The sequence below is a fragment of the Streptomyces phaeoluteigriseus genome (assembly GCF_001896135.2).
Lineage (GTDB): Bacteria > Actinomycetota > Actinomycetes > Streptomycetales > Streptomycetaceae > Streptomyces > Streptomyces phaeoluteigriseus.
In genome coordinates, this window is the sequence record NZ_MPOH02000078.1 from 1 (window position 1) to 17,073 (window position 17,073).

Annotated in this window: 7 protein-coding genes and 1 pseudogene; 5 read left to right on the forward strand and 3 right to left on the reverse strand. The window is 69.7% G+C overall.

Annotation, left to right across the window (positions count from 1 at the left end):
* Together BM536_RS39055 and BM536_RS39060 are read left to right on the forward strand one after the other, a co-directional pair.
* Positions 1-1,868 (forward strand): annotated as a pseudogene (locus tag BM536_RS39055) (outer membrane protein assembly factor BamB family protein); the annotation flags it as partial.
* Positions 1,869-2,135: 267 nt separating this feature from the next.
* On the forward strand, positions 2,136-2,852 hold the full coding sequence (locus tag BM536_RS39060; RefSeq protein ID WP_073497648.1) for a helix-turn-helix transcriptional regulator: 717 nt from the start codon (positions 2,136-2,138) through the stop codon (positions 2,850-2,852).
* Between the two features lie 62 nt (positions 2,853-2,914).
* Here BM536_RS39060 and BM536_RS39065 read toward each other — a convergent pair whose 3' ends face one another.
* Complete coding sequence (locus BM536_RS39065; RefSeq protein ID WP_143651183.1) at positions 2,915-6,427, reverse strand: DNRLRE domain-containing protein; 3,513 nt, start codon at positions 6,425-6,427, stop codon at positions 2,915-2,917.
* A 504-nt stretch (positions 6,428-6,931) separates the two neighbouring features.
* Here BM536_RS39065 and BM536_RS39070 point away from each other — a divergent pair.
* The 3 genes from BM536_RS39070 to BM536_RS39080 all read left to right on the forward strand — a co-directional run bounded on the left by BM536_RS39070 (position 6,932) and on the right by BM536_RS39080 (position 15,864).
* Positions 6,932-14,668: a ricin-type beta-trefoil lectin domain protein gene (locus BM536_RS39070; protein ID WP_245874054.1), complete on the forward strand. Its 7,737-nt coding sequence runs from the start codon at positions 6,932-6,934 to the stop codon at positions 14,666-14,668.
* Positions 14,668-15,171: an Imm1 family immunity protein gene (locus BM536_RS39075; protein WP_079275186.1), complete on the forward strand. Its 504-nt coding sequence runs from the start codon at positions 14,668-14,670 to the stop codon at positions 15,169-15,171. The genes BM536_RS39070 and BM536_RS39075 overlap by 1 nt, the downstream gene beginning before the upstream one ends.
* A gap of 234 nt (positions 15,172-15,405) precedes the next feature.
* Positions 15,406-15,864 (forward strand): hypothetical protein, encoded by a 459-nt coding sequence (locus tag BM536_RS39080; protein WP_094104114.1) that lies wholly within the window; start codon positions 15,406-15,408, stop codon positions 15,862-15,864.
* On the opposite strand, the gene BM536_RS39085 is transcribed toward BM536_RS39080, so the two are convergent.
* Both BM536_RS39085 and BM536_RS39090 read right to left on the reverse strand, forming a co-directional pair.
* Positions 15,851-16,051 (reverse strand): DUF397 domain-containing protein, encoded by a 201-nt coding sequence (locus BM536_RS39085; protein ID WP_073497641.1) that lies wholly within the window; start codon positions 16,049-16,051, stop codon positions 15,851-15,853. The two genes, BM536_RS39080 and BM536_RS39085, sit on opposite strands and share 14 nt — an antisense overlap.
* A gap of 9 nt (positions 16,052-16,060) precedes the next feature.
* Complete coding sequence (locus BM536_RS39090; protein ID WP_073497639.1) at positions 16,061-16,912, reverse strand: helix-turn-helix domain-containing protein; 852 nt, start codon at positions 16,910-16,912, stop codon at positions 16,061-16,063.
* Between the last annotated feature and the right edge of the window lie 161 nt (positions 16,913-17,073).

Sequence of the window (17,073 nt, forward strand, 5' to 3'; positions counted from 1 at the left end):
CCCGCCGCGCCTTCGGCCCCGCCCGCCGGACCGCAGCTCGGCAAGGCCCCGCAGGCCGGTTACGGCTACCCCGGCCTGCCGACGCCGCCCCCCGCGGGTCCCCCGCAGCCCCCGCAGCAGGCACCCGGTTACGGCTATCCGCAGGCGGCCAGCCCGCCCAGCCGCCCCAGCCGCCGACGGGCCCCGGCTACGGCTACCCCGGTCAGCCGGGCCAGCCGAACGCCTACGCCCAGCCGAACGCCTACGGCCAGCCGGCCGCCCCCGCCACCGTCCCCTACGGCCAGCAGGCGCCGTACGGCCAGCAGCCGGGCTACGGCTACCCGGGCCAGCCCGGCTACCCGACCGCGCCGGCCTACCCGGGTTACCCCGGTCACCCCACCACGCCGATGCCGGCACAGCCCACCGGCGCCGGCCGCGGGATGAACGCGCAGGTCGCGATCATCGTCGCGGCCGTCGTCGCGATCGCGCTGATCATCGGCGGTGGCATCTGGTACGCCGGCTCCGGTGACGAGGCCGGGACGGACACCGCGAGCACGGGCGGCACGACCGGCGGGGGCGGTGACGAGAAGGGCGGCACCGGCGGCACGACGTCGTCGGGCGGCACCGAGAAGGTGCCCGGCGACCCGGCTTCCAAGGTCCTCTTCCAGATCCCGTCGCCCGCGGTCGCCAAGGACGACACCGTCGTGGTGAGCGGCTCCTGGCTGACCGAGAAGGCGTACGTGAAGACGGGCGTCGCCGAGATCGTCGGCTACGACCCGGACAAGGGCACCAAGCTCTGGACGATCAAGCTGCCCGGCCCGGTGTGCACGGCCAGCCGGAAGACCACGGCGGACGGCAGGACCGCGGTGGTCTTCCAGCCGAAGATGCCCGCCAAGGACTCCTCGGCCGGTTGCAGCGAGGTCGCCGCGATCGACCTGAACGCGGGCAAGCAGCTGTGGCGCAAGACCGTCACGTCCGGCGACTACCCGATCACCTTCGACAACGTCACCGTCGGCGGGAACACCGTCGCGCTGGGCGCCACCGAGGGCGGCTCGGCCTTCGACATCACCACCGGCAAGCTGCTGTGGTCCCCGAAGGCGGCCGACACCTGCTACGACGCCGGTTACGGCGGCGGCACGAAGCTGGTCGCGGTGCGCAAGTGCGGTACGTACGACGCGCGCGACCTGCACATCCAGACCATCGACCCGGCCTCCGGGAAGGTGCTCTCCGAGTACAAGATGGCGACCGGCATCGAGTACGCGAGCATCGTGTCGACGGACCCGCTGGTCGTGGCCGCCGACGTCGGCGACAGCGCCCAGGACGGCAGCGGCATCTCGGACTTCTTCTCCATCGACAACAAGACCGGCAAGCTGCTGACCAGGATCTCCGCACCGGGCGAGCAGTTCGCGGCCCGCTGCGACGGCATCACCGAGATGGAACAGTGCAGCGGCATCGCCGTCGGCCCGAACCGCCTGTACCTCCCGACGGAGGAGCACGACGGCACCGGCGAGTACAGCCAGACCAACGAGATCCTCGCCTTCGACCTGACCACCGGCAAGCAGACCGGCCAGCGCGCCGACGCCGGCGACGGCTACGTGCTGTTCCCGCTGCGCGCCGACGGCGAGAACGTCATCGCGTACAAGAGGGCGCCGTACGACGAGGGCGGACAGGTCGTCAGCATCGACGGCGGTACGTTCAAGCAGACCAAGCTGCTCCAGAACCCGTCGACGGAGGCGGTGCGGGACGCCGAGAGCCGGATGCTTCCGGAGCACTCGGAGATCATCTACGCGCAGGGGCACCTGTACATGGCCGCGGAGTACGCGGACGACTCCGGCTCCGGTTCCGGTGACAAGGAGTACCTGGCGCTGGCGTTCGGCGTCGACGGCTGATCGTCGCGCCGCTGCCGTGCACGGCCCCGTCCCAGTTCAGGGGCGGGGCGTGCACGTATCGCTCATCACCCTCGAATGCGAGGAATTTCGGCGATCCGGGGCACTTCTCGCCGGTAGGGGGAGCGCAACGTCGAACAAGCGTGTAGCTTCCGGGGGCATGAAGGACGGGTGCCGGGGGGCACCTTTTGTCTGTCTGCGTGTGTGCCGGTATCTGGCTTTGCCTGCTTGTCCGTGCGGGCATGCATGGGGGGACTGGGGGGTTGCTCGATGGGAGTGCGGCTGATGGTGGTCGACGACCACCGACTGCTCGCGGAGGCGCTGGCCTCGGCACTGAAACTGCGGGGGCACCGGGTGCTCGCCGCGGCGGCGCCCGCCGCGGGCGCGGCGGAACTCGTGATCACCCGGGCACCCGAGGTGTGCCTGCTGGGCACGGCGACCCCGGCCGAGCCGGGCATGTTCGACCCGGTCGTCCGCATCAAGCGGGAGCGGCCCCAGGTGGCAGTCCTGGTCCTCGGCCCGGTCCCGAGCCCGCGCGGCATCGCGGCGGCCTTCGCCGCGGGTGCCTCCGGCTACGTACGCCATGACGAGCGCATCGAGGGAGTCGAGCGCGCGATCATGAAGGCGCGGTCGGGAGAGGCGGCGGTGGCCCCCCAACTCCTGCAAGGAGCCTTCAGCGAACTCCTCAACCCCACCGCCCAGCCCGACGACGAGGGCCAACGCCTTCTCCAGCTCCTGACCCCCCGCGAGGTGGAGGTCCTGGTCCGCGTGGCCGACGGCGAGGACACCCGACTGATCGCCGCCGGGATGGGCATCGCCCCCTCGACGGCCCGCACCCACGTCCAGCGGGTCCTGATGAAGCTCGACGTGGGATCGAGGCTGGAGGCGGCGGCGCTGGCGGCGAGGACGGGGCTGCTGGACCGGGCGGGACCGTTGCCGCACGGGTCGCGGGGGGCGAACGCGGAGGCGGGGCCGGAGTTCCCGTAGGAACTCCGGCCCCACGCGCGGTCTTCGGCGGCGACGGGCGGCCCGCCCGTCCGGTCCCGAGGTCAGCCGAATGTCAGCTTGGTCGTGGCCCAGGCGCTGTCCCCGCTGATCACCGCCGTTCCCGTGCCGATCGTCGCTGCGCCGCCCTTGTGGAAGTAGATGCTCCCGGCACTCGACAGGGCCCAGATGTCGGGGATGCCGTCCTGGGTGACGTCCGGCGTGCCGCGGAGGTGGGTGACGGGCACGGTGGCCGTCGACCAGCCCTCGGCGTAGACCTCGTCGGCGCCCGTTTTCGAGGCCGCCGCCGTGGACAGCGAGGCGATGGTGGAGCCGCCCGCGCCGTCCTTGACGCCGAACCTCAGGTAGAGGCGGCTGGAGGAGCCGGAGCGCCACAGCAGGTCCGGGGCACCGTCGTTGTCGTGGTCGCCGACCGAGACGAGGTCCCGGTCGAGCCACGCCGTGGAGGCGATCTTGGTGACAGTCAGGAAGGTGGCCCCGGTGTACCCCTCGAAGGCCCACAGCTCGCCGCCGGTGGCGGTGGCGAAGAGGTCGGGGCGGCCGTCGGCGTCGTAGTCGCCCACGATGAGCTGGTCGAACGTCGCCGGGTCGGGTGAGCCGGACGGCAGTCGGACGGTGCTGCGCTGCGAGATGTCGACGCTGCCGTAGCCGTCGCCGGGGTAGACGTAGAGCTTGCCGTCCGGCATACGGGCGAACAGGTCGCCCACACCGTCGGCCGCGAGCGCGTCGCCGGCGTGTGCGATCAGCGCGGGCTTGCCGTCGCTGCCCACCCAGTAGCCGGGCAGGTGGTCCTCGCCGTCGCCGTCCGGGTCGGAGAGCAGGCCGACGCCGTCGTCCTGGCCCGCCTCCAGCCCGACGTGCAGGTCACCGGCGATGGTGGACGGGTACATCAGCAGGTTGCCGTTGGAACTGATCGCGTACAGGTCCGGGATGCCGTCGCCCGTGGTGTCGCCCGGCTTGTCGGCCGCGTCGCGCGGGGTCACGTAGAACAGGTACTTGGTGCCCAGCGACGGGTTGCCCGAGCTGTCCACGGCCCGCACGTAGAGCACGTTGGGTCCCGCCGTGGGCGGCGGCAGCGACACGGTCGCCGAGGAGCCCGCGGTGACCGTCTTGCTGCTCGCGTAACTCGTGGTGTTGAAGGACCACTCGTACTTGGTGACGTCGGTGTCCTCGTCCGGCGCGAACGTGAAGTTGCCGGAAGAGCCGAACTTCACCGTCGACCACACCGAGCCGTCCTCGTCGGCCGGCGGGAAGGCGGTGGACGTCACGAGCGGCTCGTTGGGCTTGGAGCTGTCGAAGATGAACCGGCACACGTACGGATCGGAGGTCGGCGCGTACGGTGAGGCGGCCCCGCTGGAGTCGATCGCGCGCACCCGCCAGGAGTACTGGTAGCCGTTGGTGAACTTGTCCTTGGTGACGACGGCCGAGGCCTTGCCGGTGCTGGTGACCGCGACGTTCTTGTCGAGGATCTTGGTGTCGCCGTAGCCGGTCCGCCACAGCTCGAAGTCCAGGTACTCCAGGTCCTGCCGGGTGGAGGTGTCGTCGGCGTCGGAGGAGACCGCCGACAGCGTCAGGTCGCGCTTGCCGATGTGGATGTACGGCGTGGTGCGGTCGCAGCCGCCGCCGGGGGCCTGGGCGAGCGAACTCGGCGTCTTCGGCTTGCGGTTGTAGACCACGGTGAGCTTCGGTGCGCTGTCGCCCTCGGCCCGGAACTTCTTCCAGGAGTACGCGGAGTCCTCGGTGCTGGCGCGCAGCCCGATCGTCATCGAGTACCAGCCGCCGTCCGCCGCGTCCTGGGCGACCGACTTGGCGTCGTAGCTGACGTAGGAGTCCGGACAGGACGAGTTGTAGCCGTACGAGAAGGACTTGGTGCCGATCTCCGACTTCCAGTCCGGCTGGTTGTTCCAGGTGGTCTTGGAGGAGATGCCCCCGGTCAGCCACACCTGCATCTCGCGCGCGGAGCAGGACCAGGAGTACGTCTCGCGCAGTTTGATGGAGGCCGAGGAGACGTGGGCGCCCTTGATGCTGGTGGACCAGCCCAGGCGGAAGAAGGAGCGGGACAGCCCCCAGGTGGTCGACTCGAAGCCGACACGCGCCTCGGTGGTGCCGCTGTTGTAGTTGGCGCCGTCGTAGAAGCTGGAGCTCGGGTACTTCTTGTACGCCGTGGTCCAGTTCTTCGTCTTGCCGTAGATCGTGGGGTCGATGAAGACCGGGTAGACGGTGTCGTCGTCGGTGAGCAGTCCGGCGTCCGGGACCAGGGACAGCCCGGTGGCGGTGGCGCCGGGCGCGGTCAGTCGCGCGTCGGCGGCGGCGAGGTGGGTGCCGGGGTCGGGGCCGGCGAGTCCGGGCAGCGCGAACACCTGCTCGTCCGGGAGGGCGGCGGGGGCGGCATCGCGGTACGCGGCCTGCCGGAGGGCGGCGAGGCCGGCGTTCGCCGCACCGCGGAAGGCGGCCGGATCGGCGGTTCCGGTGCCCGCGGTGCCGGCGGTTCCGGCGGCCGGTTCCCCGGACGCGGCCGGTCCCTGCGGCGCGTCCGTGTCGAGACCGTCCCCGGGGGCGGCCTTCTCCTCGGGGACGGGGGCTCCGGGCTCCTCCGAGTACGAGGGGGTGGGCTCCGGGCTCTCCGACGGCTCGAGGTCCGCGCCCTCGGTGACGGCCGTGCGGCCCGCCGAGTCCCACAGGTAGGGCGTGGGCGAGACGGCGATCTCCTGGCCGTCGCGGTCCCTGCCGCTGACGACCTTGGTGACCGGGTCGAGATGGAAGGTCAGGTCCGGTGAGGACAGGCCGTAGGACAGCCCGGAGACGCCCGCGTCCTTCCCGGCCTGCGCGCTGTGCACGATCAGCACGTGGCTGAAGCCGCTGGCCTGGGCGGTCAGCATCAGGTCGACGCCGCTGAGCACGTTCCGGTACAGGGCACTCGGCCCGCTGATCACCGGTTCGGGCAGCGCTCCCGGCCAGCTCAGCGTGATCTCGTGGCCGCCGCTGGTCATGGTCGCCAGCTCGGTGTACCCCTCGGTGGCATCGGCGGCGCGTACGGCACGTCCGCCGCGCGCGACGGTGAAGACGGCCGGCTGGACGGCTGCCGCACCGCGACCGGAAGCGGCGGCTCCGCGCGCACCGGTGCCGCGGGCGGCGGCACCCCCGCCCGCCGAGAACACCACGGGGTCCACCGCCGCCTTGGGCGCCCACCCGCCCCCGGCCGTCTCGGCCAGCGTGGTGTCGATGGGCTTCCAGACCCCGTCCACCCGGGCACGCACCGGCGCGCCGTGGGCGACGAGCTCGAAGCTGCCGTCGGGTCGCGCGAAGGTCGTGGACGTCTCGTCGCGCAGCGCGGTCACCTCGACGCGCTTGCCGGTGACGGCGGCCTTCTCCTGGGCGGTGTCCTGGGTGAGGGGGCCGGTGGCGGCTTTCTTCGTCCCGGCCGGAGAGTCCGCGGGGCTTGGGTCGTCGAACAGGGGAACGGCGAGCAGCCCGATGCCGAGCGCGCCGGCGACCAGGGCGCCCACCCCTGCCCGTCCGCGCCCGGACGCGGGCAGGCCGAAGCGACGACGTTGCATGGTACTGCGTCCCCTCCCCCTGGAATTCCGGAGTGCCCGGAATTCTGTGTGCTCCCTGTGCCGTCCGCCGTGTTCCGTTCGGAAGTCGGGGAAAGCGAGCACAGAGCATGGCCGATGCGAAGCGGATGCGCCACATCGCTCGATCCACTTTGCCTTTCCGTGACTTTGTTCAGTGAGCGAAGCGGCTCGCAGGTTCGTCTCAAGGGTGGGGCTGACCAGCAGGTTCACTTCCGGGTCAGGTGGGATCAAAAGATCACAATGCGCCCTTGTTCAGGAGGTGATTACCCTCCGTTTGAGATGATCTTGACCGGGATAAACCCTGCGGAATGCATTTATCGCCAGCCGTGTGAATTGCTCTCGTGACCTAGATCACCGGCCCCATTCCGCTTGTTGACTTTCCGTGAACATGTGCCCGAGCATTCGTGATCGTCAATGGACGGAACTGTGTGCGCGGGGGCTGCCGCTGTGTGGGGATCGCTGTCATGGAGCGGCAGGAGGGAGCGCGTGAGCACGCGCGCCGACCGCCGCAGGCAGGCGCGGATACGGGCCGGCGTCGTCGGCTCGCTCGTGGTGGCGCTGATGGTGGGCGTCGCGCCCACCGCGTCGGCGCTGCCGCCGGGTGATGACCGCAGCGGTGTCGACCTGGTCGACCTCCCGCCCGTCGAACAGGCGGACGGTGAGGAGGGCGGCAAGCTCGCCGAACTCACCACGGCCGAGGCCGAGCAGCCCGTCGAGTACGAGCCGACCGACGTCACGGCGCCCACCGGCGGCACCGTCACCAAGGACCTCACCGGTCTCGCCCCCGGCACCCTGGTCCCGCTCGACCAGCCCGACGGCACCGCGCTGCCGGTCGAGGTCGGCGCGCCGGAGACGGCCACCTCGACCGAGGCCGCCGCCCTGGAAGGCGAGTGGCAGGTCTCCCTCGCCGGCCAGAACGAGCTGTCCACCACCGCGATCGAGGGCGTGGCCCTCACGGTCACCCCGCCCGCCGAGGCCAGCGGCGACGCCGTCATCGCCCTCGACTACAGCGACTTCTCCGAGCTGTACGGCGCCAACTGGGCCGACCGGCTGTCGTTCGTGCAGTACCCGGCGTGCTTCCTGACCACCCCGGACACCGCGGGCTGCGCCGAGCCGACCGAGGTCTCCACCGACAACGTGGTCGCCCAGACCGGCACCGACGCCGACGGCAAGCCCGTCTACGAGCGCCGCATCCTGGCGACCGTCGCCACCGAGGACCTGGCGGCGGGCGGCACCAGCACGGCGTCGACGGCCTCCACCGCCTCCGCCCGGGAACAGGGCGCGGTCACCGACGCGGTCTACCGCGAGCCGAAGGCCGGCGGCGGCACCCGCCTCGCCTCCCTGGCCGCCGCGACCGCCGACGGCTCCGGCTCCTCCGTCCTCCTCGCCACCGACTCCGGCTCCGGCTCCAAGGGCGATTTCGGCGCGACCCCGCTGGTCAGTGCCGGTTCCTGGTCCGCCGGCGGCAACTCCGGCGCCTTCACGTACTCGTACACGCTGCAGACCCCGAGCGTCCCCGGCGGGCCGTCCCCGTCGGTGTCCTTCGGCTACAACTCGCAGGTCGTGGACGGCCGCACGTCCGCCTCGAACAACCAGCCCTCCTGGATCGGCGACGGCTGGGAGTACAACGCGGGCTCCATCACCCGCACGTACGCCTCCTGCCGCGACGACCAGACGAACGGCAACAACACCAAGAAGACCAGCGACCTCTGCTTCGGCTCGTACAACGCCACGCTCACGCTCGGCGGCACGACGACCGAACTGGTCCTGCCCGACGGCAGCGGCCCGTACGGCGACAAGTGGGTCACCGCCAACGGCGACGGATCGCGCGTCGAACTGCTGCGCGACAGCGGCCTCGCCAACGGCGACGCCGACGGCGAGTACTGGCGGGTCACCACCCGCGACGGCACCCAGTACTACTTCGGCAAGCACAAGCTGGACAACGCCTGGGCCAGTGGCGACCCGGTGACGAACTCGGTGTTCGCCGCGCCCGTCGCCGGCAACCAGGACGGCGAACCCTGCTACAAGGCGGGCGATTTCGCCGGCTCCTTCTGCGACCAGGCCTGGCGCTGGAACCTCGACTACGTCGTCGACACCAACGGCAACGCGATGACGCTGTGGTGGGCGAAGGAGACCAACCACTACGCCAGGAACAACAAGTACAAGACGCCCGTCTCCTACGACCGCGGCGGCTACCTCAAGCGCATCGAGTACGGCCTGACCTCGGCCGACCCGTACGCCACCCCGATCTCCAAGGTCACCTTCGACGTCGACGAGCGCTGTTTCAAGGAAGGCGAGATCAGCTGCACGGCGGAGGGCGACGAGAACGACAACTTCGCCTCCGGTGACTTCGCCAAGAACCGCATCTGGTACGACACCCCGGCCGACCTGTACTGCGCCGCCGGCAAGGAGTGCTACGTCCCCGTCCCCACCTTCTGGTCGCGCAAGCGGCTCGCCCAGGTGACCACGTGGACGCAGCGCACCCAGGGCTCCACCGCGCTGACCAAACTGGACAGCTGGACGCTCCAGCAGTCCCTGCCCGCCGACCTCACCGACGAGGGCACGGCCCTGTGGCTGGAGTCGATCACCCGCACCGGCTACGGCACCGACGGCGAGGCCATCGCGCTGAACCCGGTGGAGTTCCTCGCCAACAGCGTCTCGATGCCCAACCGCGTCAAGCGCGGCACCGACGACCCCAACCCCGCCTTCGACCGACTGCGCATCGCCCGTGTCGTCAGTGAGTACGGCGGCGAGACCCTGGTCACCTACCGGACCGACGCATGCAAGGTGGACGGCGCGTTCCCCAAACCCGAGTCCAACGTCGGCCTGTGCTTCCCGGCGTACTGGAACGCGGACCCCGACAAGGAGACCATCGACTGGTTCCACAAGTACGTCGTCGACAAGGTCCAGGAACTGCCCGCCCTCAGCGGACTCGATCCGATCACCACGACGTACGAGTACCTCGGTGACGCCGCCTGGACCCTGAACCAGGCCGAGTTCTCCAAGAAGAAGACGCGTACCTACGACCAGTGGCGCGGTTTCGCCCGGGTCCGCACCTACACCGGTGACGACAGCGACACCGCGTACATGTCCACGAAGCGGGGCATGACGGAGACCCGCTTCTTCCGGGGCTTGGACGGCGATCCCCTGCCCGGCGGGGGCAACCGGTCGGTCATCGTGAAGGACTCCGAGGGCGCCACCGTCGCCACGGACGAGGAGCCCTTCGCCGGCCGTGTGGCCGAGTCCCTCACCTACGCCTCCGCCACCGCCTCCACCTGGCTGACCCGCACGGTCGACAAGCCGAAGGCGGTCAAGCTCGCCGCCCGCAGCCGTTCCGGCGGCATCCCCGACCTCAAGGCCTGGCGGGTCCTCACCCCCGAGTCCCTCACCTACACCCGCTCCTCCGGCGAAGGCACCGACAAGCGCACCGTGCGCGTCCTGCGCACGGTGACGGAGCACGAGGACACCTACGGCCTGCCGACGCGGGTCACCGAGTACAACGACTGGTCGTCGGACTCCGCGGCGAACAACACGGACGACGACACCTGCACGGTCATGTCGTACGTCCACAACACGGCCAAGCACCTGATCGGCCTGCCCGAGCAGACCCTGACCACCGCCGGCACCTGCGCACAGGCGGCCACCGCGACCGCCGCCGACTGGATCGACGGCTCCCGTGTCGCCTACGACGGCCTCGCCTACCAGGCCGCCCCGACCGTCGGCAACGCCACCGCGACCTGGGCCGTCACCGGCACCGGCGGCGGCTGGGTCAAGGACGCCGAGGTCACCTACGACGCGTACGGCCGCACGACGTCCACGAAGAACGCCCTGGCGATCGCGAACGACGAGGACTCGAAGGACACCACGACCTACACCCCGGACAAGGGGCAGGTCTTCCAGATCACCACCACCAACGCGCTGAACCACAGCGAGACCAGCACGCTGGAACCCGGCCGTGGGGTGGCCCTCAGCGACGAGGACGTCAACGGACGCGTCACCACCTACACCTACGACGCCCTCGGCCGCGCCACCCAGGTGTGGAACCCGAACCGCGCCACGTCCAAGTCCCCGTCGGCGAAGATCACCTACGACACCACGATCGGCCAGCCGGTCTCGATCACCACCGAGTCCCTCACCGACACCGGCGACTACGGCGTCTCCACCGTCATCTACGACGGCCTCGGCCGCGAACGCCAGAAGCAGGAACCGGCGGTCGGCGGCGGTCGCCTCATCACGGACACCCTGTACAGCGCCAACGGCACCATCAAGCAGACCAACAACGCCTACTACGACAAGGACGAACCCTCCTCCGTCCTGTTCGAGCTGGCCTCGGACTACCAGGTCCCCAACGCCACCCTCTACGCCTACGACGGCCTGGGCCGCACCCTCACCGAGACCCCGTACCTCAACGGCACCGAGGTCCCGGCGAAGGCGACCCGCTACGAGTACGGCCTCGACAACTCCACGGTCATCAACCCGCAGGGCGCCACCGCCCAGCGCACCTGGTCCGACGCCATGGGCCGCACGGTCCGCGTCGACACCTTCACGGACGCGCTGCGGGCGGCGTACCGCTCGACGACGTACAAGTACGACGAGCGCGGTGACCGCGTGGAGGCCAAGGACTCACAGGGCAGCCTGTGGACCTGGAAGTACGACGCCCGGGGCCGTGAGATCGAGGCAGTCGACCCGGACGCGGGCACGACCACGACGCGCTACGACATCCTGGACCGCCCTGAGTTGGTCACGGACGAGAACGCGGCCGTCCACACCGTCTACGACGGCCTGTCTCGTCCGATCGAGCAGCACGAGAACTCCGCCACCGGCAAGCTGCTGGCGAAGACCACGTATGACACGCTCATCGGCGGTGTCGGTCTCGCCACCTCCCAGACCCGCTTCACGGACGGGCTCGCGTACACCACGGCGGTGACCGGCTACACGAGCGACTACCAGCCGACCGGCCAGAAGATCTCGATCCCCGAGTCGGTGGCGCTCTCCTACGGTCTGCAGAAGGACTACGTCTACAGCTTCGAGTACTCGGAGTCGGGCGTCGTGGAGGCGGTCAACCTGCCGTCGGTGGGCACCCTGCCCGCCGAGAAGCTGGTCATCCGCTACAACGAGGACGGCCTGCCGGTCTCCACCTCGGGCCTGGCCTGGTACACCGCGCAGACCTCGTACTCCCCGTACGGCCAGGTCCTGCGTACGGTCAGCGGCGAGAACCCCAACCGGGTGTGGACGACGAACCTGTTCGACGAGGCGACGGGTGAGCTGACCCGGAGCATCGTCGACCGCGAGTCGACCAGCGACACCACGGCCGTCACCGGCCACCGCGTCAACTCCCGCACCTACGCCTACGACCCGGCCGGCAACGTCACGTCGATCGCGGACACCGCGAACTCGACGATCGACCGCCAGTGCTTCACCTACGACGCGCTGGGCCAGCTGGCCGAGGCGTGGACGGCTCCCACGTCCTGCACGGCGACGGGCAAGACGACGGCGGCGCCGAAGTACTCGGACGGCACGACCAACGTCACGGCGGCGAACAGCGGTTACTGGCAGTCGTACACGTACGACGCGATGGGCAACCGCAAGAAGCTCGTCGAGCACGACCCGGGCCTGGACACCACCAAGGACGCCACGACCGACTACGTCTACGGCAAGGCGGACGGTACCCAGCCCCACACGCTGACGAGCATGTCCTCCACCTACAAGGCGGACTCCGGCGCCCAGGTCACCAAGGCGACGGCGCTGACGTACGACGACGCGGGCAATACACTGACCCGCACGTACGACGGTTCAGAGCAGGCGCTGACCTGGACCTGGGACGGCCAGGTCGAGAAGGTGACCGGCTTCGGTGAGAACGGCGCGGGTGCGTGGAAGGGCCTGGCGAACAAGTGCCTGGACCTGTCGGGTTCGTCGACCACGGCCGGCACCGCTCTCCAGCTGTACACCTGCAACGGCAGCAAGGCGCAGAAGCTGCGCATCGACTCGGCTTCCTCGACGGACCCGTCGACGGGTGCCCTGAAGGTCCTCGGCAAGTGTGTCGTCCCGTCCGGCGGCGGCACGGCCAACAACACACCGGTCGTCATCGCGGACTGCACGGGCACGGCTGCCCAGCGGTGGACCGCGACCTCGACGGGCACCCTGAAGCACGTGTCGTCGGGCAGGTGCCTGGACGTGCCGAGCTCCAACCCGGCCGACGGAACCGACCTCCAGCTGTACACGTGCGACGGGTCGGCGAAGCAGTCGTGGGTGCCGGACAAGGAGACCAAGTACGTCTACGGCGGTGACGGATCACGCCTGATGGCGATCTCGGCCACCGAGCGCACCCTGTACCTCGGCGAGTCGACGATCTCGGTCAACGCGGCCGGCGGCCCCGCCTACACCGAGCGCTACTACTCCCAGCCCGGCGCGCCGACCGTGATGCGGCACGCGCAGGGCGCGGGTGCGGCCGAGCTGTCGGTCCAGGTGACCGACCAGAACGGCACGGCGTACGTCAACGTGGCGCTGGCGTCGGGCAACAAGGTCAAGTTCTCCAAGACGGACCCGTTCGGCGTGAAACGCTCGGAGTCGTCGACCTGGCGGTCCCACCAGAGCTACGTGGGCGGCGGCGACGATGCGAGCGGCGGCCTGGTCCATCTGGGTGCGCGCGAGTACGACCCGTCGACCGGCCGTTTCCTCTCCGCCGACCCGGTCCTGGACCTGGCCGACCCGGTCCAGATGAACGGTTACGTCTACTGCGAGAACAACCCGGTCACCTTCGCCGACCCGTCGGGACTGGCGTCGGAGGGCGGCAGCTCGGAGTACGGCGGTCCCTCGGCGTCCGAAGAGGCCGCGGCGAAGCAGACGCTGAACACGTCGGTGTCGGACATCATCCTGTCCATCGGCTGGGCGGCTCTGAAGGAGTTCGTCGGCTGGGACAGCGTGGTCGGCTGCTTCTCCCGCGGCGACGTGTGGGCGTGCGGCGAACTGTTCCTCAACGCCATCCCGTGGACGAAGGCGTACAAGGCCATCGGCGTGGCCAAGGCGGCGTACCGGATCGCGAAGGCGATCAACGCGCTGATGAAGGCCAAGGAGAAGGCCCGTAAGGTCCTCGAACTGGCCCGCAAGGCCCGCGAACTGGCTCGCAAGGCGGCCGAGGCCAAGAAGAAGAAGGCCGCCCTGGCGGCACAGCTGAAGAAGAAGGCCAAGGAAGCGGCGACCCGGCAGGCCAAGAAGGCCGCGCAGAAGACCGGCAATGCGGTCCAGAAGGCGCGGAAGGCGGCGGCGAAGAAGTCGGAGCCCAAGCCGCGGCAGGCGAGGGCGAAGGAGGAGTCGTCCGGTGGCGGGGGAAGCTGCTCCAAGAAGGAGGCCAACAGCTTCGTTCCCGGTACCCGCGTTCTGATGGCCGATGGCACCACCAAGCCGATCGAGCAGGTCGAGAACGGCGACAAGGTCCTGGCGACCGACCCGGAGACCGGCGAGACGGCTGTCGAGACGGTCACCGCTGAAATCGTCGGCGAGGGCGTGAAGCACCTGGTCGAGGTGACCGTCGAGGTCGGTGACGGCGAGAAGACGGCCCAGGTGACGGCCACCGAGGGGCACCCCTTCTGGGTTCCCGAGCTGGGCGAGTGGATCGACGCCACGGACCTGAGGGCGGGCGAGTGGCTGCGCACCAGTGCCGGCACGTACGTCCAGGTCACAGCGGTCGAACGCTGGACCACGCAGAGCGCCACGGTCCACAACCTCACTGTCAGCGACCTGCACACGTACTACGTGCTCGCGGAGTCCACGCCGCTCCTCGTTCACAACTGCGGCAACAAGCCGGACCACGTGGAGCAGGCTCACAACGAGCTTGCCGGTGAACGGCAGACCACAGGTCGGATCTTCGATGCCGACGGAAACGCGCTCGGGGCGGATGACGGGGTGCACCAGCTGACGAGCGGAACGGACATGCTGTCTCCGCGGGCCAACGCCTATCTGCACCAGGCTGCCAGCAACGGTGTCGGGCCGCGCATCAACCCTCGCGGAAGGTACCCCCAGGACACGCACGTCGAGACCAAGTACGCGGCATGGATGAGGGACCGAGGGATCACCGAGGTGGACGTGGTGATCAACAACGCGGCCGTATGCAGTGACTTCCACAACTGCTCGACGGCGGTGAGGGCGATCCTTCCCAAGAACTCCGTCATGAGAGTGTGGGAGGCCGGGGCCACAGAGGCGAAAGAGTTTTGGGGAACAGCGTGATGCTCAACGTGCGGTCGGGAGCTACTTACTCCTACGCGAAGACATGGCCGGAGATGGAGGAACTCATCACCCGGGCCGTGGAGGAGCAGCGCTTCGTGGTTCCGGGCGTCGGGGCCGGCGACAATGTGCTGTTCTTCTTCGCCGACGGGCGGCACACGGCGGACACCCATGACTGGTGGCCGGACAATCACCTGCACGTCAGCGTCAACGTGACGACCGGATACGGCGGGCTCGTCTGGTACGTCAGTCCCGATCGTGCCGACGCCGCAGGCGACGAGACGTCTCAGTGGTGCTGGGTTTCCGACAACCCCACGCCGCCCGGCTCCGATCCGCAGGTGCTGTCCGATCCGCACAGCCCCCTCTGCTTCGATCCGCGGAGCACTCTGCCCGTCGAGCAGATCCGCACCGCGCTGGAGGAGTTCTGCCGTGCGGGCACGGGCGATCGGCCCGAGTGTGTCCGATGGGTCCATGGTGAGATCAACGGTGAGCGGCTCGATGACTAGAGGGCCTCGGCACAGAGAGAAGGCGCAAGGGCGACGACCGTACGCGGGGCGTCGAGCAGTGTTTGGCACGGTGACCGTACTGAGCGCGCTGCTGTCGGCCTGTGACGCGGCGGGCGACGGCGGGGGCGGCAGCACCGACGGTCTGCTGAAGCCCACCGCCCAGCCGGGCGCGACGACGCGGGCGGGTGGGCTGGCAGCGCGGCGCTGGCGGCCCGGGACGCCGACGGCTTCACGGTGTCCACGACGGCCGGCCGACGCAAGGTACGGGTGACGGAGGACGCCTGCGCCCCGCTCGCCTACGCCCTGTCCGGCACGACGGTCGGCAAGCCGACGTCCACGGTCGTGCGGAAGGCGTCGGGCGAAGGTGCCACCGTCACCGTGGTCCTCGCCGAGTACACCTCGGACGAGGCCCGGACGGCGATGGACGCCATCGGTACGGCCCTCGACGAGTGCGCGGCCGGTTTCACGGCGACGGTCGACGGCGTGGAACACAAGGTCGGCAAGGTCGCCCCGGAACTCGCCCCCGAGGGCACGGACCAGGCGATGGGCCTCGGCGCGACGGTGGAGCGGGGCGGCAGGAAGACTCCGGCCAAGGCCGTGATCCTCCGCTCGGGCAACACCGTGGCCTACCTCAGCGGCACGCCGTCGATCCCGACCGCACTCCTGGACGCCCAGCTCGTCAAACTGCGCTGAGGGCCGCGCCCGCGCGTATGCCCTTGAGGAGATGCGCGAGGGCGACGGGGCTGGTGGTGAGGGTGGTGGTGGGGGTGTCGCTCTCGCGGAGGTGGATGTGGGTGGGGGAGGACGCCAGCTCTAGGCAGTCGTTGCCCTCACCGCCGCCGGAGAAGGATGACTTCTGCCACTTGGGGCGGGTGGACATGGCTGCTCCTCACAGTTCCTTGATGAGCCCGTTGATGAGGTCGCGTGACTGATCGGCGTCCAACGACGCTTGCTTCACCCTACGGAACAGCCCCCGGAAGTGCTCCAGTTGTGCTGCGGAGTCGATGAAGGCGGTGCCGTGCGGAGCGTCCCGTACGACGGTGTCCAGCCGGGGTACCACTCCACCTACGTGAACCATGGCACTTCCGGCGCCTGCGAAGTCGTCCAGACCGAACGGCACGACGCGCACCGCGACGTGCTCAGCCTCGGACGCCTCCAGGATGCGGGTCAGTTGGGCGCGGGACGCGGCCCGGCCGGCCACCCTGATGCGCAGCGCCGCTTCGTGGATCACCGTCTCGTACGGGATGGGGTCGGCGCCCTCGATGACGACTTTCCGTCTCATCCGGTGACTGACCCTGTGCTCCACCTCGCTCTCCGGAAACTGCGGGTTCATGTAGGCGAAGAGAGCACGTGCGTAGGCCTCCGTCTGGAGAAGCCCGGGCACGTGGATGACTGCCACGTCATGGCGGAACGTCGCATGGTGATCCAGCTCGGAGAGGTCGAGATAGGCGGCGGGAAGGATGCGTCGGTACTCTTCCCACCAGCCGCGCGTCCGATCCGTGGCCATCGCAACCAGCGCATCGATCAACTCCGCGTCTGTACAGGCGTAGTTGGCGGCAAGGCGGCGCACGCGCTCCTCGCTGACACCCGCGACGCCGGACTCGATCTGACTCACCTGAACCGAACTCACGCCCAATAGGGCGGCAGCCTCGGTGGCCTTGAGTCCTGCGCTGTCCCGGAGTCTGCGGAGTTCGACACCCAGGCGCGCCTGTCGTGCTGTGGGGTGCCGTCGCGTCGCCATGTCCAGCTCCTCAACCTGCTGTGCGGTATGCCCCGTTCGGGTGTCAGATTACGCGAACGGCTTGCACGGTCATAACTTTCAGACCTACCGTCGGTGATGCGTTGAACACCCTGCGGAAGCGCACCGCACCGTCCTGCCATGGCGGTCGCGGCAATGCCACC